This window comes from Desulfosoma profundi (genome assembly GCF_055387865.1).
Window position 1 is genome coordinate 2046744 of record NZ_AP042420.1, and the last position, 16421, is coordinate 2063164.

General features: G+C 57.0%; 13 protein-coding genes. 10 read left to right on the top strand and 3 right to left on the bottom strand.

Going from position 1 to position 16421, the window contains the following annotated elements:
• Positions 1 to 108: 108 nt before the first annotated feature.
• Positions 109 to 1434, bottom strand: a complete 1326-nt coding sequence (locus ACZ5K9_RS08825) for an IS1380 family transposase (protein WP_464270968.1) — start codon at positions 1432 to 1434, stop codon at positions 109 to 111.
• A 332-nt stretch (positions 1435 to 1766) separates the two neighbouring features.
• On the opposite strand from ACZ5K9_RS08825, the gene ACZ5K9_RS08830 reads away from it, so the two are divergent.
• Both ACZ5K9_RS08830 and ACZ5K9_RS08835 read left to right on the top strand, forming a co-directional pair.
• Positions 1767 to 1997 carry a hypothetical protein gene (locus ACZ5K9_RS08830; protein WP_464270969.1) on the top strand — a complete coding sequence of 77 codons (231 nt, stop codon included), beginning with the start codon at positions 1767 to 1769 and terminating at the stop codon, positions 1995 to 1997.
• Positions 1994 to 2257 carry a ParE family toxin-like protein gene (locus ACZ5K9_RS08835; RefSeq protein WP_464270970.1) on the top strand — a complete coding sequence of 88 codons (264 nt, stop codon included), beginning with the start codon at positions 1994 to 1996 and terminating at the stop codon, positions 2255 to 2257. The genes ACZ5K9_RS08830 and ACZ5K9_RS08835 overlap by 4 nt, the downstream gene beginning before the upstream one ends.
• Positions 2258 to 2581: 324 nt before the next feature.
• Here ACZ5K9_RS08835 and ACZ5K9_RS08840 read toward each other — a convergent pair whose 3' ends face one another.
• The gene (locus ACZ5K9_RS08840; RefSeq protein WP_464270971.1) at positions 2582 to 4453 is read right to left on the bottom strand and encodes a GmrSD restriction endonuclease domain-containing protein; all 1872 of its coding nucleotides are present in this window, start codon (positions 4451 to 4453) and stop codon (positions 2582 to 2584) included.
• Positions 4454 to 4573: 120 nt separating this feature from the next.
• Positions 4574 to 5038, bottom strand: a complete 465-nt coding sequence (locus ACZ5K9_RS08845) for a hypothetical protein (protein ID WP_464270972.1) — start codon at positions 5036 to 5038, stop codon at positions 4574 to 4576.
• A gap of 1344 nt (positions 5039 to 6382) precedes the next feature.
• On the opposite strand from ACZ5K9_RS08845, the gene ACZ5K9_RS08850 reads away from it, so the two are divergent.
• The 8 genes from ACZ5K9_RS08850 (at position 6383) to ACZ5K9_RS08885 (ending at position 16410) form a co-directional block, all read left to right on the top strand.
• Positions 6383 to 7939 carry a sigma 54-interacting transcriptional regulator gene (locus ACZ5K9_RS08850; protein ID WP_464270973.1) on the top strand — a complete coding sequence of 519 codons (1557 nt, stop codon included), beginning with the start codon at positions 6383 to 6385 and terminating at the stop codon, positions 7937 to 7939.
• Positions 7940 to 8666: 727 nt separating this feature from the next.
• A complete protein-coding gene (gene nifH / locus ACZ5K9_RS08855; RefSeq protein ID WP_464270974.1) occupies positions 8667 to 9491 on the top strand; it encodes a nitrogenase iron protein in 825 nt (274 codons plus the stop codon).
• Positions 9492 to 9527: 36 nt separating this feature from the next.
• Complete coding sequence (locus tag ACZ5K9_RS08860) at positions 9528 to 9854, top strand: P-II family nitrogen regulator (RefSeq protein WP_464273951.1); 327 nt, start codon at positions 9528 to 9530, stop codon at positions 9852 to 9854.
• Between the two features lie 10 nt (positions 9855 to 9864).
• Positions 9865 to 10281, top strand: a complete 417-nt coding sequence (locus ACZ5K9_RS08865) for a P-II family nitrogen regulator (RefSeq protein ID WP_464270975.1) — start codon at positions 9865 to 9867, stop codon at positions 10279 to 10281.
• On the top strand, positions 10274 to 11899 hold the full coding sequence (nifD, locus tag ACZ5K9_RS08870) for a nitrogenase molybdenum-iron protein alpha chain (RefSeq protein WP_464270976.1): 1626 nt from the start codon (positions 10274 to 10276) through the stop codon (positions 11897 to 11899). The genes ACZ5K9_RS08865 and nifD overlap by 8 nt, the downstream gene beginning before the upstream one ends.
• A gap of 40 nt (positions 11900 to 11939) precedes the next feature.
• Positions 11940 to 13313: a nitrogenase molybdenum-iron protein subunit beta gene (gene nifK / locus ACZ5K9_RS08875; RefSeq protein WP_464270977.1), complete on the top strand. Its 1374-nt coding sequence runs from the start codon at positions 11940 to 11942 to the stop codon at positions 13311 to 13313.
• 42 nt (positions 13314 to 13355) lie between these two features.
• On the top strand, positions 13356 to 14738 hold the full coding sequence (gene nifE, locus ACZ5K9_RS08880; protein ID WP_464270978.1) for a nitrogenase iron-molybdenum cofactor biosynthesis protein NifE: 1383 nt from the start codon (positions 13356 to 13358) through the stop codon (positions 14736 to 14738).
• A gap of 307 nt (positions 14739 to 15045) precedes the next feature.
• On the top strand, positions 15046 to 16410 hold the full coding sequence (locus ACZ5K9_RS08885) for a nitrogenase component 1 (protein WP_464270979.1): 1365 nt from the start codon (positions 15046 to 15048) through the stop codon (positions 16408 to 16410).
• The last annotated feature ends 11 nt before the right edge of the window (positions 16411 to 16421 follow it).

The window sequence follows — 16421 nt, forward strand, 5'->3', positions numbered from 1 at the left end:
CTTTTCAAGGACTGAAAAGCTCTCATGACGATGCCATCTCAGACATTTTCGGACACTCTTCACCCCCTTATGGCCAGAGGAGCTTTCAGGCTTTTGCGGCGGCGATCCCTACGCTGGGCAAAATTTCAGATAAACACTCCGAAAAGCGTGAAAAGCGGGACAATGCCGACCAAACTGGAGCTTCAGCCGACGAGCGCTTCGGATCACGCGCGCTGCCATATAGATCAGCTCCTGGATCACGGTCTTTACGCGACGTCGCTTGGCCCGATGCCGTACGGGCGAAAAATGGCCCAGGAGCCCGTTTTGCCCCAGGATGCGCAAAATGTTGTAAGCCAGTCCGCCCAGGGTCAACACCAGCGCATTGGTGGCAAATTTTCCAGACGGCAACCGCTCCAAGTCCAGGTCGGACTTGATCTCACTGTGAAACTGCTCGCTCAGACCCCGCTTCTCGTACAACCCGATGACTTCCTCTTCAGGGACGGAAAGCGACGTCCACCAGCCCTCCAGCTTGATATCCGGCCGGATCAAGATTTGCCCCTCGCTATCCGATATCCTCTCGGTGACCCGGATCACCAGCCGAAACCGATAGGTTCTCTCTTCATGGTGTCGCGTCACCCACGTGCTGAAGACCGCCACTTTCTGGCCGGGGCGGGGCTCACTCACACGGCCTTCACTGAAGGCCCGATCACGCCAGGAAAGGACGTCGGCCCGGCGCGGATTCCATTGGATGATAAAGCTCAGCTTGGGGTGTCGGCGAAGCTCCACAAGCGTTTCCAGGGCGTCGTGAGCCGAGTCCGTTCGCACCAAAAGGGGCTTGCAGGTCACCTTGCGCGCATGCACCAACATCTTGCGCAAAAAGTCAACAAATCCGCTCTGAGAATGCTGAGAACCAGGGCGAAGCTCCAGGCCCAGACACCATCCCTCCTGCCCAAGGTAGGCCCCGATCGGCGCGTATCCGTCATAGTCCCGGTACGTGCGCGACACCCCTTCTTTCTTTGTGTCGGAATTGTCCAGGCAGAAAACATCCAGGTCCAAAGGCACGTGCCCCGTGGAAAGCGCCGTCACGGGAACCTGAGTCCTCTCAAGCAGTTCTACGCTACTTGCGCCGGCAACACGTTCGAAAACTCTCGCGTGCTTGTCCAAACGTTGCCGCAAAGTTTCTTGCGAAGGAACCTTCTGAATGTCCAGAGCCTGTTGGAACCAGTCATCGCCGGCAACGCCCGCAGCGGCTTCAAAGTCACTCTTGCCCAGACACAGAAGCCCCAAGTAGGTCTTGACCACATCCGCGTGCGAGATCATTGGTCGCCCTGGAACTTCCTTTTCCAACTGCTCGCACAGGCTCGTGTAGCCGTTGATCAGATTCCCCACAAGGGCCAAGCCTGCCTGCCCGCTGTAGAAGGCCTTCGAAGATTGTTCGATCTCAATTTTCTTCATGAGTGCACCTGCCGGGTGAAAATGTGACAGGAGACCCTATAGCATAAATGAGATGTAAATCCAATGAGATATCTAAAGTAAAATAGTTTTATGCATAGGCGCTATTTCACGGATTAAGGTGATAGATAGACAGGCGAAATCACTTGCCTAACGATGGCCTGAGCCGGACGCTAAACCATGCGGGGAATATTAATCGGTGTTGACCGCAACCTTGCTGGCCGAGTGTTTTCGCGCCGGTTAGGCCTGTTGTTAGGCATTTGCCTATACACGCTTTTGCAGTCACAATAAAAGTGCGAGTAGGAGAGTAGAACATATTTAGGAGGAGGACGAAAATGCCTTCCACGACAATTGCGACGGTGGAGAAAATGCTGGAAACTTTGCCCGAAGAAATACAAGAACGAGTGGTGGAACACCTGCGGGAGTATATCCTGGACTTGCAGGATGAACTTCAATGGGATGCGTTGTGCAAGCGTACACAGTATAAGCTCGTTGCGGCCGCCCGCCATGCCAAGGAAGAAATCGCCGCCGGCAAGGCAGAACCGATGGACTTTGAACGGCTATGAAGTCGGCCACTTTGCCTTCGTTCTGGGAAGCCTATGCTTCCATTGATGAAGGCATCAAGCACAGTGCCAGGAAGGCTTTTCGGCTGTGGGCCCAGAACCCCTTTCATCCTTCTCTGCATTTCAAGTGCATCAATTGTGAGGAAAATATTTGGTCTGTGCGGATAACAAGAGGGTATCGTGCGGTAGGTGTTCTTGAAGGAGATACGGTGACGTGGTTTTGGATTGGTCACCACGATGAGTATGAGCGCTTTTTCTCGTGATCAAGAGGCGTAATCCTGCCTAACGAATAAGGTTAGATCGTGAGAGCGAGGCGTAGCATGGTTTTCCACGATCTGAACCGTTTATTGGACAAGCCCGGTTGAGTCGAGAGGTCACATTAATAGAAAAGAGCTTTTTGGGCCTGGGGAATCAGCAAGGCGATTGCACGTCATGTCGCCGTCGAGGACCTCTACGGCCTTGTTAGCGATCTTTTCGCGGATCTTAGCCAAGTGTTTTCTCCTTTCGGGGTAACGATCTGGTCCAGCGGCAGCGCGCAGCGCCGTCCGCTGCAACCCGGTTGTTTGACGGTCGTTTCCGTGCGATGATCATATCGCCGACTCCTCGATGGCTTCGCGGTCCTCCCAGTCCTCGGGACCTTCGTCGTAAGACTCAACCTCGGCGCCGGGCCGAAAGAGCGCCGGGTCGCGTGGAATCGTCTTCGCGGTGGCCGTCTCGATGCGCTGGAGCAGCGCCTCGGCACGGGCGGCAAAAAAGGCCCAGAAGTCGTCGGCCCGCAGGTGCGCAGACTCGATCGCGTGGGAGCGCAAGATCTCGTCTAGGCGCGCGGCGTCAATGCCAGCGGCCTTTTCGACCGCGGGCAGGTACTCCGACGGCGCACGGCCACCGATCTGGCGGTTGGTGCGGGCTGCGAGCCAGGTCTTGTTAACGATGCTGTTGTAGATGGCTGCCTTGATCCCGGCCGCCTTGCACCACTTCTCCGGGAAGATATGGTGGATGTCCACCTTGTCGTCGAAAAAGGTTTGCGCCTCGATTGGCTCGCCCGTGCGGAAGTCGCGTGCGCCGTCGCGCATAAGGAGCGCGTAGAGACCCTTGTAGGCGGCGCTGTTGCGGGTGCGCAGCGTGAGCAGGCGCCCCGCCTGGAAGCTGGACTCCTGAACCGTGGTCGGCTCCGGTCCATCGTCCTTCACCCACGCCACGACCTCCGGCAGGTCACGGGCGAAGCGGGTCTCGAGAGTGCCGCCGTAAAGCTCGCCGAGGACGCCGCACCAGTACCAGCGAGCGATCTTCCGGCGGGCTGCCTCGCTCTCAGCGTCCTTGCCGAGGTCAACGAGAATCGCGGCGAGCGGCACGAGCTGGGTGCGGTAGGGCAGGTCCTGCGCCTTGAATATCTTCTGGCCGTGCAGGAAGCGCGCGGCAAGGATGAACCCTTCTTCGACGCGCTCCGCCCAGCGCTGCCAGTCGGCGACCTCAAGCTTCAGGATGTCCTTGCGTTTGCAGGAGATGCCGGGCACGCTGTCGGCCTTGGTGCTGGCGGCCAGTGCAGCGCGCCGCCTTGCCTGGGTGACCAGCAGCGAGATCGCTTGAAGGAAGTCGTCGTTCTGGAGGTTGCGCAGGACTGGGTGGTTGCTCTTCAAGTCGTGCTCGCGGGCGTTCCAGTCGTCGCGGAGCTGGAAGTTGTCGGCCGCGAAGGATGCCGTAAGCAGCTCAAAAACGTTGAGCGCCACGCCGCCCGTATTGACGCGCTCGAAGACAAGGCAAACTGCTTCCTTGGGCGTCTCCTTCTTCAGCTCGATCACCGGCACCTGGTACTGTTCAAAGCGCTTGATAACCTCCCGCTCGAAGGCGTCGTAGAGCTGGATCTTCTCCGGCGCGTACTTCCAATGCTTGTTGTACATTCGGCGCCAGTCGGCGCTGTTGAAGACCTGGTTCGCAGGGAAGAGGTCCTGGGCGTATTCGCGCTCGGGCGAACTGAGGTCGAGCGCGATTTCCCCACCGAAGGTTTTGACCAGCCGATCCTCAGGGACGCTCAGCACGGCGTCCTCGCGGTCGTCGTCCTCCGCGACGGCCTTCTTCATGTCAAAGTAGTACCAACGCCGGACGGGCTTGCCCTTCTGGTCTTTGGTCTCAACGGCGTCTTTGCCGAGCAGCGCCTGGTAGAGGGAGGTGAGGCGCTGCTGGCCGTCGAGGATCAGCATTTCGGGGGCGACCTCGCGCAGGCGCGAGTGCGTACCCGTAAGCGGACGCGGCTTGAAGCGGACGTGCGCGCCACCCGTCTGGAGGAGCATCACGGCCCCGATCGGGAATGAGACCGAGACGCTAGCGATGAGGCTCCGGATCCGCTCGTCGTCCCACACCCAACCGCGCTGAAAGTCAGGGAGCTGGAGTTTGCCCTCGTTGATCTGGGCGAGCAGGTCTTGGAGAGGAGTCTTTGTGCTATCGAAGCTTGCGCCGATCACTTTGTCACCTCGTTGATGGGTGTGTTGATCCAGATACCGTCTGCTTCATCCGTCTAACGTGCCGCATAACCGGCTGGCAACGGAGCGCAACGGAATTGCCAGTCCAAGTTGATGCGATTGTTAGGTATTGCGTATCTTCGATTTCTGTTTCTCTGTTATCCATTCAATGATCTCTTCATGGGCCGTTTGTTCAAGGGGATCTACCAGAAAATTTGTTTGATTGAACGCCCTAGAAACAAAACCCATCAAAAACCAATTTATTATGCCGATACCTATTCCCCACCAACTTCCCTTAAATACACCAATTATTGCAATGGCAACCCCAGCGAACATTATAGTGCTAGCGGAAGCACTAAAATCCCTGCCTGCAAATGGGTTTGCATAGTAATGGCCGAACTTCTGCAGCATTTGATTTGCCGTTTCAGACAGTTCAGGAATATATTGCCATCTCTTTTGTTTTACGCCAAAAAGGGTAATTATAATGAAGGCTGCAGGTAACGCCAAGATTATCCAACCCCATAGTACAGAGAAGAACTCAACAATGAGGGCAATCACACAAACAAGGACAACAAGTATTTGAATCATTTTGTTGTTCTCCTTATACTCAACTCTTTATTTTACACACTCTCCGTTTATCCGGGACGGGTCCTGGTTAAGTCAACCATTTGGTTACCGTTAGCATGCTACCGCAGATCTAGTCAAGTCAAGGACATTACAAGGAAAGATCACCTGACCAGCACAGGTTGTCAGCTCCCATAAGGCGGTTGGTAGGGTATTATAAAGATTGTGTATAGTCATGAGGCACTTATGAATCGTGCCGAGAAAGGCCTTAAGCGAAAACTTGGCGGTTATGCCGAGTTTCTTCGAAAACGGCAACTGGCACCGCGCAAGTACCAGCCGCACTTGGTTCGCTGGATGCGAGGGTTCCTTCCCTTTGCGACGGAGCATCCCGGAAATGTCTTGGCTCAGCGTGACCCTCTGTGCCAATCTAGTTGAGACACTTACCTCTTATGAAATGTAGGACAGTTCTGAGAAAGGAGCGGATGACATCGGTTCAGAATCGGCAAACAGGGGTAGGCATGTGGGTGACGGAAGGGGCCTGTAGGGCGTATGCATCATCAGGCCATCGAACTGGCGGTTGGTGGGGTCTAGTTCGGTGATCGATTCGTTAACGATCCCTGGAGGCGGAAGCCGTATTGGGTACTGATGTGATATTTTCTGCCTCTACGTTAGGAAAATTCGTGCGAGCGTTCTGGGAGATCAAACGCCGCTTTGTGCAAAGCGAAGAAGACCGTGCCAAAGCCAGATCACGACGACCAACAAAGTTTTTCGTGTTGCCATGTTCATCTCAGGAACACGGGCTTGATATTGTAGGAGAAACGGCTTGGCAAGAGCTTTGGTAACTGCAGCAAATTCAAAGCGCGATCAGAATCAGGCCTTCGGCACCAGGAGAGCCCGGGAAGCCGTCATCCGCAAGGAATGACGGCTTTCGTTTTTCGCGTGATTCGGCAGTTCGGGAAATGGGGACCGCCGGGCCCGAGAGCCGAATGGTGGCGGGACCGTCACGGATTCCACCTTGAGAATGTGACCGATACGAAAACGCACCCTCCCATATGATTTGATATGTCAATAGGTTAGCATGCCGACTCCACTTGGCGATTCGAGAAACGGCACACTCCCGTCCCTCCATTGTGCTCCAGAGTTCCTCCGAATCTCGGATAATGGCCTTTGGAATCCGACGATAAAACAAGGAGTTTCAAAGAGATATGTGTAAAGAGACATGGCCGGGCATGCCCTTTGCTCTTACGACGGGGCGATGCTTCCCAGGAAATTTGCGGGAAGCCTGTGAGGTGAAAACCCGTGGATCCGCGCCACAGATCTCGAAGGGCGGTGCATTGTTTTTTACCGGAAAGCAGGGATGACAGGCGGGTGAAGGACTGTGTCATTGAAGAACTGGAACTGAAAGTCCTTTATGAGATCAGCCAGGTGGTGGGTCAGGCGCTCCATTTGGAACAGGCGCTCCAGACGATCCTGGAGGTCTTATCACGATCTCTTGCCATGGATCGGGCCACGGTGGTGCTCCGGGACCCGGGCACAGGACTCCTCAAAATCCGTGCAGCGCACGGACTGCGAGATGAGGAGATCAGCCGAGGGATCTACCATCCTGATGAAGGGGTCACAGGGCTCATCTTTCGCAGCGCGAAGCCCTTCGTGGTGCCCGATATCAGTCGCGAGCCTCTTTTCCTCAACAAGACGGGTTCTCGTTCCATCGACAAGACCCAGATCGCCTTCATCGGGGTGCCCATTATTTTGCACGGCCAGACTGTAGGGGTTCTGAGCGTGGATCGTCTTTTCGGCCAGGAGGTGACGTTTCAGGAAGATATTCGGTTTTTGAGCATCGTGGCGGCCATCATCGCTCAGTTTTTCGACCTCAATATCCAAGTGGCCGAAAGGGAACGCGACCTGCGGCGGGAGAACCTCGCGTTGCGTGTGGAGGTGTCCGAGAAGTACAAGGACTTTTTTATGATCGGCCGAAGTCCTCCCATGGTCGAGTTGCAGGGGTTGATCCATAAGGTGGCCGCCAGCAAAGCGTCGGTTCTGCTCTTGGGGGAATCGGGCACGGGGAAGACCTTGGTGGCCCGCATTCTTCACGAGCTAAGCCCTCGCGCTCGTCATCCGTTCGTCAAGGTCAACTGTGCCGCCCTGCCTGACAACCTGCTGGAGTCCGAGCTTTTCGGTCACGAAAAAGGGGCGTTCACGGGCGCGACCGCCTCGAAACCCGGACGGGTCGAAACTGCCGACGGAGGGACTCTCTTCCTGGACGAAATCGGGGAGCTCTCCCAAGGTCTACAGGCAAAGCTCTTGCGCTTTTTGCATGAAAAGGAGTTTGAACGACTGGGTGGAACGCAGACAAAAAAGGTCGATGTGCGCATCGTTGCGGCGACCAACAAGGACCTGGAAGCTGCCGTGGAGGCGGGCGCCTTTCGGGGGGACCTCTTCTACCGGCTGAACGTTTTTCCGCTTCGGGTGCCGTCTCTTCGCGAACGCACGGAAGACATCCCGCTCTTGGCGGATTACTTTTTACGGCGGGCGTGTGCGGAATATGGAAAGAACCTGCATTTCACTCCGGAAGCCCTGGGCGTCCTCAGTCGGTATTCGTGGCCGGGGAACGTGCGCGAGCTGGAAAATGTGATCGAAAGGCTGGTCATATTGTCCGACGGGCCTTTGGTTTCCGCCGAACAGATCCCGTCGTTCATTGCAGAAGAGATTCCAGGCCGCGAATTCTCCCAGGGGAATTTGAGTCGTCTGCAGGCTTTGGAACGAGAGGAAATTCTCGCCGCATTGGAAAGGTGCGGTTGGGTTTTGTCGCGTGCCGCCGGTGACTTGGGTTTGACCCTTCGGCAGTTGAGCTACCGCGTCCGCAAATACGGGCTGGAGCCGCTGGTCAAAGGGAAAAAGACCGCTTGTCGCGCCTTGACTTCTTAAGGGTCCAGTGAGACTGCCTCGGAAAGCCTAGAATCTGTAGTTCCCTACCCGTGTTTTCTGAAGCCATGGGATCCCTCAGCCTGCGGATCTCAAGCCGTCCGCCGCCTTTCATGGCAACGGATAGGATCCTGTGGCGTTCATCCTTGTGGGGATTCCTCACCCCAATTTCATGCCCATCCCATCAAGTCTCTTCTCCTCCGTGAGCGAAAGTCCAGGCTCCACCTCTCGCCAGGCAATGGAGCGACCACTTCGATGGAGCCTTTTGGGAAGTCCCAGGGCCAGGCCGTCGAGATTCACTCCTCGGATCGACCACGGCGCACTGCCTGCGTGTTGTCCAACGAAACGGTGTGAGGCGGGTCCGGGATGGGACTGGCTCCTTTGCATGAGAGGCAATCGACTTCTCCCAAGGACTTCCTTTCCGGCAGCCGCAATGCCCGGTGAGGTTCGTTCCGTTAGACTCGGCTTGCCAAGCCTCCATCCCTTCTTGGGGATCCACGTGTCCCTTGTGCCCGATGCACACTTTTGTCGACAGCTTCTCACACATTTGTCTGTCCCTCCGTCTCAGGGGTCTTGGAGGTCACGGAAGGTTGTCACGGACTTGGGGAGATAAGATATTAAAATCAGAGAGTTCTTTGGACTTTGTCTGCTTTGTGGCCTTGCCTGGCATGCTCATTGCCCTAGCCGCAACCCAAGGAAGGACAACCACGGCATTGAAGGAGGAGATCTCATGAGAAAAATCGCCATCTACGGCAAGGGAGGTATCGGCAAGTCCACCACAACGCAGAACACGGTGGCCGGCCTGGCCGAAATGGGCAAGAGGGTCATGGTCGTAGGGTGTGATCCCAAGGCGGATTCCACGAGACTGCTTTTGGGCGGCCTGGCACAGCGCAGCGTGTTGGACACGCTGCGTGAAGAGGGTGAAGACGTGGACCTCGACGACATCCGCAAAGCGGGGTTCGGCGGGACGTTGTGCGTGGAATCCGGGGGGCCGGAACCGGGCGTCGGATGCGCCGGCCGTGGCATCATCACCTCGATCAACATGTTGGAACAACTCGGCGCCTACGCCGATGACCAGGAGCTCGACTACGTCTTCTACGATGTGTTGGGCGATGTGGTGTGCGGCGGGTTTGCCATGCCCATCCGCGAAGGGAAAGCCCAGGAAATCTATATCGTGTGTTCCGGGGAAATGATGGCCATGTATGCGGCCAACAATATCTGTAAGGGGGTGCGCAAGTTTGCGGAAAGCGGCGGCGTTCGGGTTGGCGGGCTCATCTGCAATAGCCGCAAGGTGGACAACGAAGAAGCCATGATCCGGGAGTTCGCAAAGCGCCTCGGGACGCAGATGATCTACTTTCTTCCTCGGGACAACATGGTGCAGCGTGCGGAGATCAACCGCAAGACGGTGATCGATTTTGCACCGGACTGCGACCAAGCAGAGCATTATCGAAACCTGGCGAGAAACATAGACGCCAACGACATGTTCGTCATCCCCAAACCGCTCACGACAGACCAGTTGGAAAGCCTGCTTATGGAATACGGCATTATGAACTAGGTTTCGTGGGCTCAAGACACGAGGAGGATTCCCATGTTGGTCATGATTCGAGCCATTATCCGACCAGAGAGAACGGCGGAAGTCATGCAAGCGCTCTTAGAGGCGGGATACCCCGCGGTGACACGCATGGAGGTGGCGGGCCGTGGGAAACAACGGGGCCTCAAACTGGGAAGCGTGGTTTACGACGAGCTTCCCAAGGACCTCCTGCTCATTGTGGTTCCCGATGCGGACAAGGAGTTCGTCGTGCGCACCATTCTCGAGAACGGACGCACGGGGGAAAAAGGAGCTTTCGGCGACGGAAAAATCTTCGTGACCCCGGTGGAAGAGGCCTACACCATCAGCACGGGGCACAGAGAGTCTTAGGAGATAGCCCATGAAGGAAGTGTGCGCCATCATTCGGATGAACAAGATCAACGCCACCAAGGCAGCTTTGGTGCAGGCGGGGTTCCCGGCATTCACAGGCATGCGGGTGAGCGGAAGGGGTAAAAGAACCGTGAGCTACGAGGTGCTCCAAGCCATCAACCGGGATCCCAACGTCCAGCCGGACGTCCTGGCCACCTTGTCGCATGGACCGCGTTTGATGGGCAAACGGATGATCACTCTGATGGTACCTGACGAGAGGGTTGCCGACGTCGTCCGGGTCCTCATCAAGACCAATCAGACGGGAACCCCGGGTGACGGGAAGATCTTTATCGGGCCTGTGCTGGAAATCACCAGGATTCGAACGGGAGAAACCAACGAAGACGCCATCGACGAGATGGTGGGGGAAGAAGGAGTGGACCATGCCTAAGAGCCGAATTCCCACGGCCCCGGCCTTGGACCCTGAGACTTTTGTGGACGAGTTGGTCCGGCGTTATCCGGCTAAGGTAGCCAAGAAAAGGCGACGACACATTCTGGTGTGGGATCCGGATGAAAAACCGTCCATCGAAGCCAATGTTCGGACGGTGCCGGGCATCATCACCCAAAGAGGGTGCTGTTACGCCGGGTGCAAAGGGGTGGTGATCGGCCCCATTGGCGACGTGGTGCACATCACGCACGGTCCCATTGGATGCGGCTACTATTCGTGGCTGACCCGCCGAAACCTTTTCCGTCCCCGCGCCGATGGAAGCAACTTCACGCATTATTGCTTTTCCACGGACATGCAGGAGGAGGACATCATCTTTGGCGGTGAAAGAAAACTGCGGGAGGCCATTCGAGAGGCGGTGGAGTTGTTCCACCCCAAGGCGGTGAGTGTCCATGCGACATGTCCCGTGGGGCTGATCGGCGATGATGTTCAGGCGGTGGCCCGCGACATGGAAGAGGAACTGGGCGTGCCCGTGATGGCGTTCAACTGCGAAGGGTACAAGGGGGTGAGCCAGTCGGCGGGCCATCATATCGCCAATAATAAGCTCTTCCAAGCAGCCGTCGGACAGGACGATGTGGAACCGTCAGATCCTTACGCGGTGAACATCTTGGGCGAATACAACATCGGGGGAGACGCTTGGGAGATCGATCGAGTCTTCCAGAAGTGCGGGATCCATGTCTGGGCGGTCTTCAGCGGGAATGCTTCCATTGAAGACATACGCCGGGCCCACACGGCGCAGCTGAACCTGGTCATGTGTCATCGCTCCATCAACTACATGGCGGAAATGATGGAAAAAGCCTATGGCATCCCCTGGGTCAAGGTCAATTTCATCGGGATTCGCGCCATGACCAAGAGCCTAAGGAAGATTGCAGCGACTTTCGACGATCCTCTCTTGATCGAAAGGGTGGAAGAGGTGATCGCCGAAGAGACCGAGCAGGCAGAACGGGCCTTAGCCCCATACCGGGAACGCCTGGCAGGCAAGACGGTGGTGCTGTTCGTCGGCGGGTCTCGTGCCCATCATTACCAGGATCTCTTCCGGGATTTGGGGATGCGCACCATTGCGGCGGGCTACGAGTTTGCGCATCGAGACGATTATGAAGGCCGTCATGTATTGCCGACGCTTAAGGTGGACGCAGACAGCCGAAATATCGAAGAACTCAAAATTGGCCCTCATCCGGAAAAATATCGCCCCCGCCTCTCGGCGGATCGTGCCGAAGAGCTCCGCCGCAAGGGTTTCATCGAGCATTACGAGGGCATGTTGCCTGACATGGAATCAGGCAGCTTGGTCATTGACGATGTGAGTCACTTGGAGCTGGAACTGCTCATCAAACGCGTTCAGCCGGACATGGTCTGCTCGGGCATCAAAGACAAGTATGTGATCGAAAAGTTCGGGATTCCTTGCAAGCAGCTTCATAACTACGACTATCGGGGACCGTATGCGGGTTTTCGCGGCGCCGTGAACTTTGCTCGGGACGTGGACGCCATGATTCACAACCCGGTTTGGAAGCTGGCACGCCCTCCCTGGGAGCTGGAACCGCGGCTGAGGGCCTCCCTTTCGGCGTGATCGCCTTCCCACGTCCTTACCGGAAGAAAGGATTTTAGTCATGCTCCGTCACACTCCATCCGCCGTTGTCGATCGCAAGGCCTTACGCATCAACCCGGCCAAGACCTGTCAACCCATAGGGGCCATGTACGCCGCATTGGGCATTCACCGCTGTCTTCCGCACAGCCACGGCAGCCAGGGCTGTTGTGCCTATCATCGAAGTCATCTGACCCGTCACTACCGAGAGCCTGTCATGGCCTCCACCAGTTCTTTTACGGAGGGGGCTTCCGTGTTCGGCGGGGCGCCCAATCTAAGGCAGGCCTTGGATACCATTTTTCAGGTCTATGATCCCCAGGTCGTGGCGATCCACACCACATGCCTTTCGGAAACCATCGGCGACGACATCCCGAGCATTCTCAAGAAAGCCGCCGCCGACGGCGTCATTCCTGAAGGCAAGCACGTTTTCTACGCCAACACGCCCAGCTATGTCGGGAGTCACGTGACGGGATTCGCCAATATGGTCCGAGCCATGGTGGAGACCTTCCCGGTGCCTTCGGGGACAAAATCAGAGCGGGTCAACCTGATCGCCGGGTACGTGGAGCCGGCGGACATGCGGGAGGTGAAACATGTGGCTGAACTCATGGGGATCTCGGTGCGGTTGTTTCCGGACACATCCGGGGTTTTGGACGCCCCTCACACAGGCACCTTCCGCATGTACCCCCCGGGCGGCCTGCCGGTCGATGAACTCAGCCGCTTGGGTGAAGCTCGCTTGACCGTGGCTTTGGGGAGTTGGGCCTCGGAGCCGGCCGGGAGGCTTCTAGAGACAAACTGTGACGTCCCGTGTCGAGTGCTCGACCTTCCCATAGGTCTTCGAGCTACCGACCGATTCGTGCAGACACTCCTAGAGGACGCCGAAGGCGTTGCAGATAGCCGGCTTTTGGAGGAACGAGGACGGCTGGTGGACATGATGGCGGACATGCACAGCCACCTCTATGGCAAGCGGGTAGCCCTATGGGGCGATCCGGATCACTTGGTGGCGCTGACAGAGTTTCTCGTGGACCTCGGCATGATCCCCGTGGTGGTGGTCACAGGGACACCTGGAAAACGCTTTGAGGGGCGTGTTCGAAAACTCCTGAAAAGGACGGCCCCGGGAGCCGAGGTGCGGGCCGGTGCGGACCTTTTCCTTTTGCATCAGATCATCAAAAACGAACCGGTGGACCTTCTCATCGGGAACACCTACGGGAAGTACATCGCTCGGGCCGAAGATGTGCCTTTGGTCCGCTTTGGTTGGCCCATCCTGGACAGGGTCGGCCATGCCGATTTCCCTACAGTGGGATACCGTGGCGGGTTGCACCTTTTGAGCCGAATTGTCAATACGCTGCTGGACAGGGCCGATCGAGACGCCTCCGACGAAGAATTGGAGCTGGTCTTGTAGCCACCGTCCGACGCCCTTTCCATACACGCTGAAGGGATTCCCATGACAACCGCTCTTTACAAAGAAAGAATCCATCAGATCCATCGGAAGGGAGAAGCTCCCTTTCAGATGGTCTGCAACAAAGAGAGCTTGGCCGGTGCCGTCAGCCAGCGTGCCTGCGTCTTCTGCGGTTCGCGGGTGGTCCTCTACCCCATTGCGGATGCCCTGCATCTGGTGCACGGCCCTGTGGGATGCGCGGCCTACACGTGGGACATCCGAGGCGCTTTGTCATCGGGTCCGGAACTGCATCGGTTGAGCTTCACCACGGACCTTCAGGAGCCTGACGTCATTTTCGGCGCCGAGGAAAAACTCAAAAAGGCCTTACTCGAGCTCATCGAGAGGCACCGACCCGAAGCGGCTTTTGTCTACGCCACCTGCATCGTAGGTCTCATTGGTGATGATGTGCCTCGGGTGTGCAAGCAGGTCAGCGCCGTTACGGGGATACCGGTCATTCCCGTTCAATCCGAAGGTTTCAAAGGCAACAAGCGGGCCGGGTATCGAGCTGCCTGTGAGGCCCTCTTCCAGCTTGTCGGCACGGGAGACGTCACAGGGATCAGCCCCGTCAGCATCAATCTGCTCGGGGATTTCAACCTTGCCGGTGAAATCTGGATTATTCGCCGCTATTTCGAAGCCTTGGGCATTCAGGTGGTAGCCAACATCACCGGAGACGGACGAGTCGGGGACATTCGCCGGGCCCATGGCGCACGTCTCAACGTGGTCCAGTGTTCCGGGGCCACCATGGATTTGGCTCGCATGATGGAACACGAGTATGGCACGCCTTACCTTCGGGTGTCCTATTTCGGGGTGGAAGACATGGCCGAGGCGATTTACCAGGTGGCTGAATTTTTCCGAGATAAAGACCCGGCGATCATGGAACGCGCCCGCTCCTTGGTGCGCTCCGAGTTGGAACGGTTGCTTCCGGCGCTCAGGAGGTTTCGTGGGGCTCTTGAGGGCAAACGAGCAGCCATTTACGTGGGAGGCGCCTTTAAGGCTTTTTCGTTGGTCAAGGCCTTTCGCCATTTGGGTATGCAAGTGGTCCTGGTGGGTTCCCAGACAGGAACGGAAGAAGACTACCGTGAGCTGCACGAGATCACCGACCCCGGGACCATCATTGTCGATGACTCGAACCCTTTAGAGCTCTCCGCGTTTATCAAGGAAAAAGACGTGGATATCTTCGTGGGTGGGGTTAAGGAACGCCCCATCGCCTACAAGCTGGGGGTGGGTTTTTGCGACCATAACCACGAGCGAAAGATTCCTCTCGAGGGTTTCGAAGGCATGCTCCACTTTGCTGAAGAGGTCTATCGATCCGTGATGAGCCCGGTGTGGCGCTTTGTCCCCCGTAGGAGCCGCACAGTTTTTGGGGAGAAATCTAAAGCTCTGGTTTGATCTTGAAAAACCTGGCGAAACCGAACGGCAGCCCTGCCGCTGCCTTTGGAGGACGCCCCATAGGTGAAACCGCTTCTCGGTGTGGCACCCGTGACCTTTTGATACGCTTTTCGGTGAACCGAAAGACCTAACCTGCAGCCTTGGAAGGCTCCCCTTTCATCAAACCGCGTCGGCGTGGGGGACGTGACCCTGCGAGCGGACGAACGAGCCGATTCGTGTCCAGACCCCGTCCGTAGCTTGCTCAAGAGGAGATCAGACCATGTCAGGCCCAGATGCTTCAATGGATTGTCCTCCGGAGGGAACCCCGATGAGTTATCTGTCCACAACCAATCCGTGCAAACTCTGCTCTCCTTTGGGTGCGGTTCTCGCTTTTCGAGGTGTGGAAAACGCCGTGCCCTTCCTCCATGGCTCCCAGGGATGCGCGACGTACATGCGTCGTTATGTCATCAGCCACTTTCGAGAACCCATGGATGTCGCCTCCTCATCTTTGGGGGAGAAGGATGCGGTGTACGGGGGTGGACCCAACCTGAAGCTCGGCATCAAAAACGTCATCGAAAAGTTCCAACCGTCCTTGGTGGCCGTTGCGACCACATGCCTCACGGAGACCATCGGAGATGATGTTCCGGGGATCGTGGGGGAATTTCTCCATGAGCTCCAGGAACTCAATCCCGGCGTGGCCTTACCGGAAGTGGTGACCGCCTCGACACCCAGTTATTCTGGAACCCACGCGGACGGATTCCACGGCGCTGTCCGAGCCTTGGTGGAAGGTTTGACGGGAAAAACTTCGTCCACGCCATTCCCCCGGGCCGTAAACCTGCTCCCGGGTATGGTGTCGCCAGAAGATCTTCGGGAGCTCAAAGGCATCTTCGAGTCTTTTCATGTGCCGGTCATCGTGCTGCCTGACATCTCGCAGACTTTGGACGGCCCGGCTTTGGAAGACTACCCTCTGGTGCCCGGTGGAGGCACTCCCATTGCAGCCATCCAGTCCATGCACCGATCGAGGGCCACCATAGAATGTGGGAGAACCCTTTCCGAAGAGCACACGGCGGGGGCCCTTCTGAAAAAGAAATGGGGAGTTCCGCTCCATCGTGTGGGCATCCCGGTGGGACTTCGAGAAACGGACCGGTTCTTCGAGACCTTGAGCGAAATCTCCAACCGCCCCGTTCCGGATCGGTATCTTGAAGAGCGAGGAAGATTAGTGGATGCCTACGTGGACGCCCACAAAGTCGTCTTCGGCCTGACCGCGGTGGTGTATGGAGATGAGGACCTTGTGGTGGGGATCACCGGATTCTTGTGTGAAGTGGGCATTCGGCCCGTCCTGTGTGCGTCCGGGGGTGGGAGCGGTCGATTCCACAGGGCGGTGGAAGCCGTGGCGGGCGATTTGCTCCCGGAACTTCCGCTGGTGCTGGAGAAGGTGGATTTTCGAACCATCGAGGAGCATGCGGAGCGGATCAGACCGGATCTCTTCATCGGCCACAGCAAGGGCTACCCCATGGCCCGTCGCTTAAAAGCTCCCCTGATTCGCGTTGGATTTCCCATTCACGACCGGTTCGGAGCCCAGCGGGTGCTCCATGTCGGCTATCGCGGTGCTTTGCGGCTTTTGGATCAGATCGTCAATACAGTTTTTGAACAACGCCAAGAAAGCTCGCCTATCGGCTACGGCTACCTCTGAGACCGTCTTCG

Excerpts from the sequence above, each read along its gene's own strand:
- ACZ5K9_RS08825 (WP_464270968.1), bottom strand. The coding sequence starts at position 1,434 with ATGAAGAAAATTGAGATCGAACAATCTTCGAAGGCCTTCTACAGCGGG.
- ACZ5K9_RS08830 (WP_464270969.1), top strand. The coding sequence starts at position 1,767 with ATGCCTTCCACGACAATTGCGACGGTGGAGAAAATGCTGGAAACTTTG.
- ACZ5K9_RS08835 (WP_464270970.1), top strand. The coding sequence starts at position 1,994 with ATGAAGTCGGCCACTTTGCCTTCGTTCTGGGAAGCCTATGCTTCCATT.
- ACZ5K9_RS08845 (WP_464270972.1), bottom strand. The coding sequence starts at position 5,038 with ATGATTCAAATACTTGTTGTCCTTGTTTGTGTGATTGCCCTCATTGTT.
- nifH (WP_464270974.1), top strand. The coding sequence starts at position 8,667 with ATGAGAAAAATCGCCATCTACGGCAAGGGAGGTATCGGCAAGTCCACC.
- ACZ5K9_RS08865 (WP_464270975.1), top strand. The coding sequence starts at position 9,865 with ATGAAGGAAGTGTGCGCCATCATTCGGATGAACAAGATCAACGCCACC.
- nifD (WP_464270976.1), top strand. The coding sequence starts at position 10,274 with ATGCCTAAGAGCCGAATTCCCACGGCCCCGGCCTTGGACCCTGAGACT.
- nifK (WP_464270977.1), top strand. The coding sequence starts at position 11,940 with ATGCTCCGTCACACTCCATCCGCCGTTGTCGATCGCAAGGCCTTACGC.
- nifE (WP_464270978.1), top strand. The coding sequence starts at position 13,356 with ATGACAACCGCTCTTTACAAAGAAAGAATCCATCAGATCCATCGGAAG.
- ACZ5K9_RS08885 (WP_464270979.1), top strand. The coding sequence starts at position 15,046 with ATGAGTTATCTGTCCACAACCAATCCGTGCAAACTCTGCTCTCCTTTG.